The 12,650-nt window shown below is 40.6% G+C and carries 14 protein-coding genes; 2 read left to right on the top strand and 12 right to left on the bottom strand.

The window, feature by feature from the left end; all coding sequences use genetic code 11:
- Window positions 1-97 precede the first annotated feature (97 nt).
- The 3 genes from WKU33_RS04330 to WKU33_RS04320 are packed head-to-tail and all read right to left on the bottom strand — an operon-like array spanning window position 98 to window position 3,034.
- On the bottom strand, window positions 98-436 hold the full coding sequence (locus tag WKU33_RS04330) for a LapA family protein (RefSeq protein ID WP_156856272.1): 339 nt from the start codon (window positions 434-436) through the stop codon (window positions 98-100).
- A gap of 20 nt (window positions 437-456) precedes the next feature.
- On the bottom strand, window positions 457-2,709 hold the full coding sequence (gene secDF / locus WKU33_RS04325; protein ID WP_340453396.1) for a protein translocase subunit SecDF: 2,253 nt from the start codon (window positions 2,707-2,709) through the stop codon (window positions 457-459).
- A 40-nt stretch (window positions 2,710-2,749) separates the two neighbouring features.
- Window positions 2,750-3,034, bottom strand: coding sequence for a post-transcriptional regulator (locus WKU33_RS04320; RefSeq protein ID WP_156856274.1), 285 nt, complete (start codon window positions 3,032-3,034; stop codon window positions 2,750-2,752).
- A gap of 113 nt (window positions 3,035-3,147) precedes the next feature.
- Between WKU33_RS04320 and spoVB the strand changes: the two genes are divergently transcribed.
- Both spoVB and WKU33_RS04310 read left to right on the top strand, forming a co-directional pair.
- Complete coding sequence (gene spoVB, locus WKU33_RS04315; protein WP_340453394.1) at window positions 3,148-4,701, top strand: stage V sporulation protein B; 1,554 nt, start codon at window positions 3,148-3,150, stop codon at window positions 4,699-4,701.
- Window positions 4,702-4,794: 93 nt separating this feature from the next.
- Entirely contained in the window at window positions 4,795-5,172 is a 378-nt protein-coding gene (locus WKU33_RS04310) for a TIGR04086 family membrane protein (RefSeq protein ID WP_156856276.1), read from the top strand.
- Window positions 5,173-5,465: 293 nt separating this feature from the next.
- On the opposite strand, the gene yajC is transcribed toward WKU33_RS04310, so the two are convergent.
- The 9 genes from yajC to nadE all read right to left on the bottom strand — a co-directional run bounded on the left by yajC (window position 5,466) and on the right by nadE (window position 12,521).
- Window positions 5,466-5,714, bottom strand: a complete 249-nt coding sequence (gene yajC / locus WKU33_RS04305) for a preprotein translocase subunit YajC (protein WP_156856339.1) — start codon at window positions 5,712-5,714, stop codon at window positions 5,466-5,468.
- Window positions 5,715-5,768: 54 nt separating this feature from the next.
- On the bottom strand, window positions 5,769-6,908 hold the full coding sequence (tgt, locus tag WKU33_RS04300) for a tRNA guanosine(34) transglycosylase Tgt (RefSeq protein ID WP_156856277.1): 1,140 nt from the start codon (window positions 6,906-6,908) through the stop codon (window positions 5,769-5,771).
- A 16-nt stretch (window positions 6,909-6,924) separates the two neighbouring features.
- Window positions 6,925-7,953 carry a tRNA preQ1(34) S-adenosylmethionine ribosyltransferase-isomerase QueA gene (gene queA, locus WKU33_RS04295; protein ID WP_340453392.1) on the bottom strand — a complete coding sequence of 343 codons (1,029 nt, stop codon included), beginning with the start codon at window positions 7,951-7,953 and terminating at the stop codon, window positions 6,925-6,927.
- A 45-nt stretch (window positions 7,954-7,998) separates the two neighbouring features.
- Window positions 7,999-8,196: a DUF2905 domain-containing protein gene (locus tag WKU33_RS04290; protein ID WP_188856584.1), complete on the bottom strand. Its 198-nt coding sequence runs from the start codon at window positions 8,194-8,196 to the stop codon at window positions 7,999-8,001.
- Window positions 8,193-9,197, bottom strand: a complete 1,005-nt coding sequence (ruvB, locus tag WKU33_RS04285; RefSeq protein WP_156856278.1) for a Holliday junction branch migration DNA helicase RuvB — start codon at window positions 9,195-9,197, stop codon at window positions 8,193-8,195. Before ruvB ends, WKU33_RS04290 begins: the two co-directional genes overlap by 4 nt.
- An 18-nt stretch (window positions 9,198-9,215) precedes the next feature.
- On the bottom strand, window positions 9,216-9,818 hold the full coding sequence (gene ruvA, locus WKU33_RS04280; protein ID WP_156856279.1) for a Holliday junction branch migration protein RuvA: 603 nt from the start codon (window positions 9,816-9,818) through the stop codon (window positions 9,216-9,218).
- A gap of 351 nt (window positions 9,819-10,169) precedes the next feature.
- Window positions 10,170-10,904: a YebC/PmpR family DNA-binding transcriptional regulator gene (locus tag WKU33_RS04275; RefSeq protein WP_156856280.1), complete on the bottom strand. Its 735-nt coding sequence runs from the start codon at window positions 10,902-10,904 to the stop codon at window positions 10,170-10,172.
- A 299-nt stretch (window positions 10,905-11,203) separates the two neighbouring features.
- Window positions 11,204-11,722, bottom strand: a complete 519-nt coding sequence (locus WKU33_RS04270) for a YhcN/YlaJ family sporulation lipoprotein (RefSeq protein ID WP_156856281.1) — start codon at window positions 11,720-11,722, stop codon at window positions 11,204-11,206.
- Between the two features lie 58 nt (window positions 11,723-11,780).
- On the bottom strand, window positions 11,781-12,521 hold the full coding sequence (gene nadE, locus WKU33_RS04265) for an NAD(+) synthase (protein WP_336251351.1): 741 nt from the start codon (window positions 12,519-12,521) through the stop codon (window positions 11,781-11,783).
- Between the last annotated feature and the right edge of the window lie 129 nt (window positions 12,522-12,650).

Below are 12,650 nucleotides of genomic sequence, written 5' to 3'. Positions count from 1 at the left end.
CAGATTCAATTGTTAATGTTTTCCAGTTTGCCTTGCTATGTAACATAAATTCACCCCTGACCAATCTATTATACAAAAGACCGGCAGGGGTAGCAATTTAATTATTCTTTTTAGGAACGGTTTTAACGTTTTTCTCCTTTGTTTCTTCTTTAATTACAGGTGGTGTGATGCCCGCTTTCTCCAAACGTTCCCGGTAAAGCTTATGTTCCTTCTCAAGCTTCATCATTTGCTTCCGCATTTGAAAGATTTTAAACATGCCTGCACCAGCTGTAATGAGTCCTCCCATTAAAACGGAAAACAAAATAACGAGAATGAGAGGAGATGTCGCACTCCAAAAGAAATAGTTCACTTGGACAGGCTCAATATTGATAACGGCAAATATTGATATTAAAATCGTTAGTACAATTGCCAGAATAACGTAACCCTGACCTTTCATTTCCATCTCCTCCTAAGAGCTTATACTTGGGGTCCTTCCACTCGTTTTTTCTTTCTGAAATCGAGTGGTTTTTCTTTGAGATTCTTCCCTCGCCAGACGAGCCATACTTGAGCTGCAAGGAAGAGGGAAGAATACGTACCTGCAACTAACCCAATTACTAATGCAAGAGTAAACGTAAAGATGGACGACGTTCCGAGTACAAGAAATGCAAGAATCGCAATTAATGTTGATATTGTCGTATTCATTGTACGAGTAAACGACTGAATAATACTCTTATTAATAATCCTAGCAAGTACTTTATTAGACGTTACCCGTTTTTCAAATTGAATATTCTCCCGAACTCGGTCAAAGATTACAATCGTATTATTAATGGAGTAACCGATAATCGTCAGGATTGCCGAAACAATCGTTATATCAAACTCAATTTGCGTAATACTGAAAGCGAACAACATGATCAATACATCATGTAGAAGTGCAAGGACTGCTGTAACCCCGAATATCAATTCGAACCGGAATGCAACATAAATAATGATGAATACCGCTGCAATTGCAACCGCATAGACCGCATTCTTCACGAGTTCTTCTCCAACGATCGGGGAGACAATACTTATCCCTGGATCAAAGCCATATTTTTCATTAAAGGTTTGTTGGATTTCGGTAATTTCTGTATCGGAAAGTACCGTATCAAAGCGAGCAACAGCAAGTTCATTATTTTCTCCAGAAGGTACGAGACTGCTCGCTTCCACTCCAAGGTCTGAAAATGTCTGTTCTACCTCTTCGATATCAATCGGTTCATCTGCGATTACCTCTATTCGTGATCCACTTGTAAAATCAATGCCAGGATTAATCTTGAAGATTGCTAGCGCTGCAAACCCAGCCACTAAAAGAATCCCCGTAAATACAAAAAACTTTTTCCTGTGTTTTACAATATCAACTTCTCGGTTAAATAGTTTTGGTTCCCTCTCTGGTTCCGCAATATCTTTAATTTCTTTATTCTTAACGCCAAACCATGTCTTTCTATTTTTCAAGAAGCCACTTTTCACCCAGAATCTTAGGAATAGTCTCGTTCCAAATACTGCCGTGATGAAACTGACGAGAATACTGATAATTAACATCGTTGCAAATCCCTTGACGGAGCTTGTACCAAAAATGAATAGGACAACCGCTGCAATCATAGTCGTGATGTTCGCATCTAATATCGTACGGAAGGAGTTCTTGCTTCCTGCTTGGAAGGCAGCTTTCACCGATTTACCGGACCGGAGTTCTTCCTTATAGCGTTCAAACGTAATGACGTTCGCATCCACTGCCATACCTACACCAAGAATCAGGGCGGCAATACCTGAAAGTGTTAATACACCGTTCATCGCCATAAAGACAACAAGGACAAGATACGTATAAATAATCAAATTGATGGAAGCAATGAATCCAGTAAAGCGATAAACGGCAATTAGAAATAGAACGACAAGGCCTATTCCAATGATACCTGCAAAGACTGTATCATTCAGTGCCTGTTCTCCAAACTGAGCTCCAACAGAAGTAGAGAATATTTCGTTCATATGGACCGGTAAGGAACCGGAGTTGATAATATCAGCCAATGCTTTCGCTGACTCCACCGTGAAATCACCGGTTATCATGACATCTGTCGTATGCAATGTCTGATCAACACTTGGTGCGGACACGAATTTCGGCTCTTCTTTCAGTATTTCCTCTTTAAAGGAATCCCCTTCCTGGAAGTCCATCCAAATAACCAATAAATTATCAGGTGGTCCCATTTCTTTAATCTGTGTAGTGACTTCACCGAATTTATTCGCATCATTCAATTTGAGGGAAACAATCGGTGCATTCGTGGTTTGGTCGAAGTCTTGTTTCGCACTCCCCGGCTTGACGTCGGAACCATCCAACAGCTCGACATCATTTACGTCACGGAAAGAGAGTTGCGCGGATGTTGCAAGCATATCCCTCGCTTCTTGCTGATTCTCTACACCGGCAAGCTGTACACGTATGCGGTTCTCTCCTTCAATGTTAATGACCGACTCACTAATTCCTAGACGGTTCACCCGGTCGTTCAGTGTTTGAACAGTACCCTCCATTAGGCCGCGGGTAATCTCCTGTTCTTCGTCAATCGGTTCGACTTCGTACAAGACTTCGAAGCCACCTTGTAAATCCAATCCTAAACTTATGTTTTTTGTAACTCCAGTTGTCGTTGTTCCAATCAGTGTGCCAAAAATAAGCACGATTAGAAAAAAGGCAACGAGTCTGCCTCTCTTTTTCATGTTCCTTGTTCCTCCCTTAATCTCTCGGGTTAAAATTCCTTTATGTATCTAATAAAGCAGCAATGGAACCGGCAAGATCATCATCTTGAAACGAACTAACGGTAAGGTAGCTTAAGTAAATGGATGAGTTTAATTGCATAATATCAGCTACCGTCTCATAAATCCGCTTATCCGGATACCCTTTCCATACTTTATCTACAAGGCATTTCCAGACATCTTCGCTAGTCGCCTGTTCATAACCCATTAGATGCAGTTCTTCAGCTTTACTGTGTAAAAAAGGTGTAACGGTTATTTTCCATTTTTTAACGCTTTGAATTGTTTCCATAATCCACCCCTCCTAAATGGAGTATTTATAGAATCTTGTCATGCTTGGCCAACACATTTGCATATATATTATTGTATATGAATTTGTATTTTTTGAGAAGGCAGGACGATAAAATGACAAGGCAAACATTTTTACAAGGTGCTTTAATCCTTATGCTAGCTGGAATGATTACGCGTTTCCTCGGTTTTATCAACCGAATTGTAGTTGCGCGTTTAATTGGTGAAGAAGGTGTAGGCCTGTATATGCTCGCCCTTCCGACCTTGTTTTTAGTCATTACATTAACCCAAATTGGGCTGCCTGTTGCTATTGCTAAGCGTGTTGCCGAAGCCGATGCAGTAGGTAATCATGAGAAAATCAGAAGCATTCTTGTCGTCTCTCTGCTCATTACTTCAGTCACAAGTATTATTTTAACAATCGCTATGATACTCGGTTCGCCCTATATCGCCTCGACGCTGCTCACAGATGAGCGCACGATTTATCCATTGCTCGCAATTAGTCCGATTGTTCCAATTGTCGCCATCTCATCCGTTCTTCGGGGATACTTCCAGGGCAAGCATAATATGAAGCCGCAAAGCTATGCACAAGTGTTCGAACAGATCGTCCGGATAGTGTTTGTTTATATTTTCATTAAGCTACTTCTTCCCTATGGTGTTGAGTTCGCTGCAGCAGGAGCAATGTTCAGTGTAATCCTGGGCGAGTTTGCCTCTCTTATGTACATGCTATATCAGTTTAAATTGCGAAAATCAGGTAAAAATCGAAGACCAATCCGTTCATATTTCAGGAATACACGGGAAACGATGCGTGAATTATTCTCAATAGCCTTGCCGAGCACTGGCAGCAGACTGATTGGATCTATCTCTAATTTCCTTGAGCCGATTCTCGTTTCTCAAGCTCTTGCTATTGCAGGAGTGACTGCAACACTAGTTACGAAGCAGTACGGTGAACTGACAGGCTACGTCATCCCATTACTATTCTTACCAACCTTTATTACACATTCTCTTGCAATCGCGCTGATTCCATCCATTTCCGAAGCAGGAGCAAAAAACAATCAAAAACTTATACATTATCGGATTCATCAAGCAATCCGGATTTCATTTGCCTCAGGAGCGATTGCGACTATTGTATTGTTACTCTTCTCTGAACAAATTTTATTATTCATGTACGGAAGTTCGAGTGCCAATCAGCTGCTCATCCTAATGGCCCCCTTTTATATTCTACTTTACATTCAAGCACCATTACAATCGGCACTTCAAGCACTTGATTATGCAAAGGAATCGATGTGGAATACATTGATTGGCACCTTCATGAAATTATTAATAATTTTTGTGTTGGCACAGCAACCAGCATTCGGGATGAATGGTGTAGCCATTGCTCTTTCAACCTCCGTCATACTCGTTACTTTATTACACTTAACGGTGTTGAATAAAAAAATCAAATATCATATTCCCCTCAAAGATATGCTGAAAATGATCGCTCTTTTCCTCTTGCCTTTTTTCGTCGGTTGGATGTTAAGAGAAATTTATATCTTAAGTTCAGGGGGAATCATGATGCTTGGGTTGGTCTTCCTTCTATTGATTGCAATTTATCTCAGTGTATTGTTTCTACTCCAGTTTATTACAAAGGAAGAACTGCGAGCAATCCCTATTTTTGATAAATGGTTACGCTAAACGGGAAAATTGGAGATTCTGTGAAAATTCACTTCTATTAGGGCGCATAGTTGAATAAAGTAATAAAAAGGACGACCATAGGGGGAGATTACGTTGCAACGGCAATTGATCGCTTTATTATATGGCTGGATCTTCATTCTTTTGTTCATTGTAGTTTCTAGTTTTGTGTTGGCATTAGTTTTACAGTTTACGACAATTAGTCAATGGATGCTTTCTTGGGTAGCATTTTCAGTCGGGTTGGTCGGGTTGTTTATTGGTGGGATGATCACTGGAATTAAGGGGAAGTCAAAGGGATGGGTCGTTGGCGGGTTAACTGGACTCGGTTTTACGTTATTTATTTTCCTTGTTCAATATCTCGGCTATCAAAATGGCTTTTCCATACAGCAGATGCTTCACCACACAGGCTTCATACTAGCCGCAATCTTCGGTGGCATGATCGGCGTTAACCTCTTTCAAAAAGATGCAGAATGAGCTAAACAGGTCCTTTCTTCTCTACTTGAAGTCCGTAGTCCTGATACCTCGATACTGCTCCAGAAGATACTCTAACATGTAGGTCCTATTATATTATTTTGTATTATATCTTAACGAAAAAACACACGGAGACTCCTCATGGAAAGCGGAGTGCAGGAAGCTATATTCATGGTTTAAAAAGTTATCGAGATTACGTACATTAATAGACAATCACCTACTTGAAATTACAAAAATGGCCCTTTAATAGGACCATTTTTTGTTTGCAATTCTATGTAGTTGAATCACATTTGAGCTTACTCAGCAACCTTCTCGCGGATTGCGGATCGGTCGTACGTAAGTTTCGTACCGTCTCCTGCTTGAATAACTACTGTACCTTCATCAAGCGCATGGATAATTCCATGGAAACCGCCGATTGTAATAACCTTATCACCTTTTTGCAGATCATTTTGCATTTCTCTTACTTGTTTCTGCCTCTTTTGCTGTGGACGGATTAGCAAGAAGTAAAAAATTACAAACATTAAAATTATCGGTAACAATGCCATTAAATCCAACGTTCATCCTCCTTCCTTCTATCTCAATATGAGAACATTTTCAAGTTAAAAGTTTTTTGCGTCTGGTTTGTTAAACCCGTATTGTTCAAAAAACTCCTCTTTAAAATCACCAAGACGATCTTCGCGTATAGCAGCTCGTACTTGCTCCATTAATTTTAACAGAAAATGAAGATTATGATAAGTGGTAAGTCTAAATCCAAATGTTTCATTACTTTTAACAAGGTGACGAATATATGCACGAGAATAATTTCTACATGCATAGCAATCACAATTTTCATCAATTGGACGGAAATCACGTGCGAATTTCGCATTTCTCACAACAAGTCTCCCTGTTGACGTCATACATGTCCCATTTCTCGCGATCCGGGTTGGCAAAACACAGTCAAACATATCAATTCCACGTATTGCACCATCGATAAGGGAGTCTGGTGAACCAACCCCCATTAAATATCTCGGTTTATCTGTCGGTAATAATGGTGTTGTGAAATCAAGTACCCGGTTCATCACATCCTTCGGTTCCCCGACAGAAAGACCACCAATTGCGTATCCTGGGAAATCAAGCGAGATTAAATCATTGGCACTCTGCTTCCGTAGATCTTCATACTCCCCACCTTGGACAATTCCGAATAGTCCTTGCTCATCCGGCCTGCCATGTGCTTCGAGGCATCTCTCAGCCCAACGCGCCGTCCGTTCGACAGAAGACTTCATATACTCACGAGTAGCAGGATATGGCGGGCACTCATCAAAGGCCATCATAATATCGGCCCCGAGATCATTTTGAATCTGCATCGCTTTTTCAGGAGAAAGGAAAAGCTTGTCCCCGTTTAAATGGTTACGAAAATGGACACCCTCCTCCACAATTTCCCGCATATCGCTCAAACTGAACACTTGGAAACCTCCGGAATCGGTGAGGATAGCTCCGTCCCAATTCATGAACTTATGGAGCCCGCCTGCTTCACGGATAATATCTTCTCCCGGTCGTAGCCAAAGATGATACGTATTGGAGAGAATGATATTTGCGTTCATCTCTTGTAACTCTTCCGGACTCATTGTCTTCACAGTTGCAAGTGTTCCGACCGGCATGAATGTCGGTGTATCGAAGGAACCGTGAGGAGTATGAACTCTGCCCAACCTTGCACCTGTTTGCTTATCTGTTTTAATTAATTCATATGTTATAGGTACCATATTATTCTTCCTTTGTCTATATAATTAGCATTGCATCACCAAAACTGAAGAAACGATATTCTTTCTCAACCGCTTCTCTGTAAGCATCCAACACTTTATCTCTTCCGGCAAAAGCACTAATCAGCATGATAAGAGTTGATTTCGGTAAATGAAAGTTTGTAATCAGTCCATCGATCGCTCGGAAAGTGTAAGGCGGATAAATGAAAATATCCGTCCAACCGCTTGTTGCAATAAACTCCCCATTATTATCTCTTGCAATCGTTTCTAATGTACGTGTCGATGTTGTACCAACGGAAATGATCCGGCCGTTTGATTGTTTAACTTCATTTAATGTAGCTGCCGTCTCCTCGGACATATGATAAAATTCCGCATGCATTTCATGTTCCTTAATATTATCAACACTGACTGGTCGGAAGGTGCCCAGTCCAACATGTAACGTAATGAAGGCAAGCTTTATTCCCAACTGCTTAAGTTCTTTCAACAATTCAGTTGTGAAATGTAACCCCGCCGTAGGGGCAGCAGCAGATCCTTCTTCTTTCGCATAAACAGTCTGGTAACGATCTTTTTCCGGTAACTGTTCCTTAATATATGGAGGTAAAGGCATTTCCCCTAACTTATCAAGCACTTCATAGAATATGCCCTTATAATAGAATTCAAAAATTCTTCCACCATGATCTTTAATCCCTGTACAAACTGCACGTAACTCATTATTTCCAAATATCAATTCCGTACCGATTTTCACTTTTTTCGCAGGCTTCGTTAATACTTCCCACGTATCCTCTTTGTCTTGATGAAGCAGCAATACTTCAATCTTTGCACCTGTATCTTTTTTTATACCGAACAATCTTGCTGGCAGAACTTTTGTATCATTTAATACAAGGCAGTCACCTGGCTTTAAATAATCCTTGATATCTTTAAAATTTCGATGTTCTGGATTATCCTTACCTCGATCTAAGACAAGCAACTTCGATTGGGTTCTATCTTTTAGCGGCGTTTGCGCAATAAGGCGCTCTGGTAAATGAAAATCAAAATCTTCTATATTCATAGGTATCTCCTTCATTCTGTTTCGGTTTCAAATTATTCGAATTCGTTATCTGAACTTGCCGATAACATAAAAAATCAGCGTCAGAATAATACTGATTAAAATAGAAGTGACGATCGGAAAATAAACTGTCACATTTCCAGTCTTGAACTGAATATCACCGGGGAGTCTACCAATAAAACGCCAGATGAGTCCAAGTATGATTAAAACGATCCCCGCTATAATCAATAATTTACTTATATTCATCTCTTTTCCGGCCCTTCCATTCCAAAATGTACATAAGCTTGAGCGGTAGCCATTCTTCCACGAGGTGTCCGCTGGATAAAACCTTGCTGCATCAAATACGGTTCATATACATCCTCAATCGTTTGCGCCTCTTCTCCGATCGTAGCAGCTAGCGTATCCAGCCCCACTGGACCTCCATTAAACCGCTCGATGATCGTTGTTAGTAATTTATGATCAATATGATCAAGACCCGCGTCATCAACTTGCAGCATGGCAAGCGCCTGCTTCGTGATGTCTAAACTAATTGTTTTTTCCCCTTTTACTTGGGAAATATCGCGAATCCTTCTGAATAAACGATTGGCGATCCTTGGTGTTCCCCTGGCTCGCAAGGCGATTTCTGCTGCTGCTTCTTTCTTAATCGATGTTTCGAATATCTCAGCAGTCCGTTCAATAATCGATGTTAAATCTTTCTGTTCATAATATTCAAGCCGGCTCAAAACACCGAATCTGTCACGGAGCGGAGCAGTCAGCAATCCAGATCGTGTGGTGGCGCCAACTAAAGTAAATGGTGGTAGATCAATCCGAACGGAACGGGCACTTGGGCCAGTACCGATAACGATATCGAGGAAATAATCCTCCATTGCCGGATAGAGGACTTCTTCCACTACCCTTGGTAATCGGTGCACCTCATCTATAAATAAGACGTCACCTGTCTCAAGAGAGGAAAGAATTGCAGCCAAATCACCAGCACGTTCAATCGCTGGTCCTGAAGTAGTCCGGAAATCGACTCCCATTTCATTGGCGATAATAGCAGCAAGCGTTGTTTTCCCAAGACCAGGTGGTCCTGATAGTAAAACATGATCTAGCGGCTCATTCCGCATTTTAGCTGCTTGAATAAAGATTTGTAAGTTCTCCTTCACTTTATCTTGTCCAATATATTGCTTAAGGGTTTCTGGCCGTAAACTTTGTTCGAGTCCAAGATCTTCTTCCTGCACGTCCCCAGCTACCATTCTTTCTTCCATCAAACTCTTCCTCCTCTCTCAGCTTTGTAATAATAATGCTAACCCTTTGCGGACAATTTCATCCGAATTCGTTAAGTTTTCTTTTCTCAATGCAGGCATGATGCTTGTCAGTTCTTTTTCTGTATAGCCTAAAGCTCTCAGTGCTTCTTTCGCCTCTATTAAGGCAGCTTCATCTGTTCTATGTATATTTTCGGCTTCCGTTGGTGTAATACTGAACGAGGCAGTGAGCTTCCCTTTCAAGTCTAAAATAATTTGTCTGGCAGTTTTTTTACCTACCCCGGGGAACTGCGTCAGGAACTTCTCATCCTCATTTTCTACCGCAGCAACAAAGGAAGGGATATCAACCGCACTCATAATTCCAAGTGCACCTTTAGGTCCAATGCCTGAAACAGAAATCAGCTTAGTGAATAAATATTTCTCATCTTCATTCTTAAACCCATATAAAAGCTGCGCATCTTCCCGGACATGATGATATGTCTGGATCATTACTTCTTCTTCGAGTTGATGCTGGTAATAAAATGGATTCGGACAAAGCAGTTCATAACCAATTCCACCTGTTGTTTCAACAATGATAGCTTCATCTTGTATCGCCATCAACTTGCCTTTTATATAAGCAATCATCTAATGACCTTCTCCTTTTGTTTCCTCATAGATTTATACTAACATAAAACAAGACTTCATTCAGTTAGGGATTCCCGCTGAAGGTTAGTCCGGTTAATCAAAGTGTCCACGTACGTCAGCCCGCTTAAATTAACTCGTCCACCAATTGACAACGGCAGATTTACGGACGGTTACACCATGATAAAGTGAAACTTCATTCAGTGGGGATTTACGGACTGTATATTCCCCACCTTCACATCTTGGGCTTCACTCCTGTTTAGGTGTGGGGGTATTACAGACCGTTAATGCCTGATAAAAGGATAGAAATGATGAAACTTCTATCCCAGTTTGGAATAGAAGTTTTAGAGATAATCATTCATTTGTTTCATCAATGTTATGGTAAACCTCTTGAACATCTTCATTATCTTCCAATGCATCGATCAGTTGCTGCAATTTCTCTGCATCTTCTCCCGATACTGTGGAATAATTTTGTGGAATTAACGTTAACTCGCTATCTGTTATGTCAAAGTCTTTTTCCATAAAATAAGCAACTACCTCAGAGAAATTTTCCGGGCTCGTAACAATTTCATATACGCCTTCGTGTGTAAGGATATCGTCAGCTCCAGCTTCTAGTGCTTCAAGTGTGATTTCATCTTCATCAATCTCACCTTGTTCATTATTGATGATAATAATACCTTTCCTGTCAAACATGAATGCGACACTTCCGCTTTCTCCAAGGTTTCCGCCGTTTTTACTAAAAGCGTGTCTTATTTCTCCCGCTGTTCTGTTTTTATTGTCGGTAAGCGCATGGACGATTATTGCTGTTCCAGCAGGACCGTAACCTTCATAAGTAATTTCCTCAAAGTTTCTCCCATCTAAAGTTCCTGTTGCTTTTTTAATGTTTCTTTCTATGTTATCATTCGGCATATTATCCGCTTTAGCTTTTTCGATTGCTAAACGGAGTGCCGGGTTCATTGCTTCGTCTCCGCCACCTTGTTTCGCTGCGGTATAAATATCTTTTGCATGGCGCATGAAGATTTTGCCCCGTTTTGCGTCTTGTGCACCTTTTCTTCTTTGTATATTCTTCCACTTGGAATGGCCAGCCATTGGACATTCTCCTCTCTAGCAATATCTTTAATAACTATACCAAAAAATGGCCCTAGTGAAAAGTATAGCCTCCACCGAGCAATTTCACAGGCGCCTTTAGTGTATGGGGACTGTTCCGCGAGAAACTGATTGCAAGGCTTACTGAATATTATAATATTATCTAATAAAAATAACATGAATATGCATTAGAGGTACCCAGGGAACAGTCCCGATACCTAGGGATTTCTGAGGAAAGCGGGAGGTAGGGGACTGTGAACCTTCACTGGAAACGTTTTACACCACTTTAAAATTATTTCAACTTATTCTCTTTCAAAAAAATTGTTGAAGTTGTCCATGAAATCGAGCTCTGCTCCTTCGTTTTTGAATTGATTCCATTCGATATGGTCTGTCCATATAATAATCTGCTTTTCATCCGTTCCCATAACATCCCTCACCTGTTTTTCAATTTCAGGAATGACATTTTCTTCATGGGAAGTATCTGCAATATTTTCCCTAAGCCGAACCGCAACATAAATCTGATCATCCCTTTCGTGGACTTCAGCCATGACAATATCGCGGTTTTCCATTAATTTTTGTGAAATCTGTTCACTTCTATCCGTAATCGTTGGATCAGTGTAGGAATTGAAATCATTCGTTGAGAGCTCTTCTTTTTGTAACATTCTACCGTAATCATTGACATTACCCTCATCATGCCCGCTGCTCCTATAACTCGGTGCCCTTGGACTTCCATATCCCTCTTGTTCCGAATTATTTCCAGGTGACATTACACAGCCTGCGATAAACAAAAGCGAGAGAAAAAATATTGATTTTTTCAACATAATAAAACAACCTCCTTATCTATAGTTTGTATAAGAAAGGTTGTTTTACACATCTATTTTATTTTCTGTGAAACATTGGCAGACTTTCCCTTTTATGCTGCGTGCGTTCATGCATACTTTCAATCAACACTTGATCAGCCTCGGAGATTTGTTTCCCCTTCAAGTACGCATCGATTACAGCATATGAGATACCCATTTCCATTTCGTCTGTCTGCTCTTCCCATAAATCAGCGCTCGGAACTTTTTCAATCACAGCTTGCGGTACGTTTAAGGCTTGAGCCATTTCACGCACTTCGCCCTTTGTAAAATCAACGAGTGGGAGAATATCGACTCCTCCATCACCATACTTTGTAAAGTAGCCGGTATACCATTCTGACGCATTATCCGTCCCGACAACCAAATGATTACGATGCGCTGCGATTGTGTATAATATGCTCATTCGTAAACGAGCACGTAAATTAGCATCGGCTAATTGATCCTGCGCTTGGGCAAAACTTTTACTTTCAATCATTTTTTCCGAAATGGCTTGATACATCATTTTATGTGTTTCTGTTAAGTCGATTGTCATTTCCTCTATCCCGCAAGCTGTCGTGACGTCACGTGCATCTTGAATATTCTTTTCACTTGTCTGGATAGGCAGGATAACCCCTAAAGAATTATCAGGATAGGCAAGTTTAATCAAATTAGCTACAACGGCAGAATCCAGTCCGCCACTTACACCAACAAGCAAACCGTCTGCTTTTGCGGCTTCTGTTCGTTCTCTTAACCATTTTACAATCGATTCAATATGTTGTTCCAAATTGGTACACTCCTTTATCACGTATTAACGGTCTGTAATATCCCCTCATCTAAACATAAGGGAAACCCAATATGTCAATGCTGGAATATAGTCCGTAAATTCCTAATTCTGTTCAACTAACATGCAGTG

Source organism: Oceanobacillus sp. HCA-5259, from assembly GCF_037892815.1.
Classification (GTDB): domain Bacteria; phylum Bacillota; class Bacilli; order Bacillales; family Amphibacillaceae; genus Oceanobacillus; species Oceanobacillus indicireducens.
Note: the sequence above shows the minus strand (reverse complement) of the source record. Positions and strands in the feature narration are given on the sequence as shown.

Coding starts and splice junctions, on each gene's coding strand:
- ruvA (WP_156856279.1), bottom strand. CDS start 9,818: ATGATTGCTTATATAAAAGGCAAGTTGATGGCGATACAAGATGAAGCT.
- yajC (WP_156856339.1), bottom strand. CDS start 5,714: ATGGCATTGTTACCGATAATTTTAATGTTTGTAATTTTTTACTTCTTG.
- queA (WP_340453392.1), bottom strand. CDS start 7,953: ATGAATATAGAAGATTTTGATTTTCATTTACCAGAGCGCCTTATTGCG.
- WKU33_RS04330 (WP_156856272.1), bottom strand. CDS start 436: ATGAAAGGTCAGGGTTACGTTATTCTGGCAATTGTACTAACGATTTTA.
- WKU33_RS04320 (WP_156856274.1), bottom strand. CDS start 3,034: ATGGAAACAATTCAAAGCGTTAAAAAATGGAAAATAACCGTTACACCT.
- WKU33_RS04275 (WP_156856280.1), bottom strand. CDS start 10,904: ATGGCTGGCCATTCCAAGTGGAAGAATATACAAAGAAGAAAAGGTGCA.
- secDF (WP_340453396.1), bottom strand. CDS start 2,709: ATGAAAAAGAGAGGCAGACTCGTTGCCTTTTTTCTAATCGTGCTTATT.
- ruvB (WP_156856278.1), bottom strand. CDS start 9,197: ATGGAAGAAAGAATGGTAGCTGGGGACGTGCAGGAAGAAGATCTTGGA.
- WKU33_RS04270 (WP_156856281.1), bottom strand. CDS start 11,722: ATGTTGAAAAAATCAATATTTTTTCTCTCGCTTTTGTTTATCGCAGGC.
- tgt (WP_156856277.1), bottom strand. CDS start 6,908: ATGGTACCTATAACATATGAATTAATTAAAACAGATAAGCAAACAGGT.
- WKU33_RS04290 (WP_188856584.1), bottom strand. CDS start 8,196: ATGAATATAAGTAAATTATTGATTATAGCGGGGATCGTTTTAATCATA.
- spoVB (WP_340453394.1), top strand. CDS start 3,148: ATGACAAGGCAAACATTTTTACAAGGTGCTTTAATCCTTATGCTAGCT.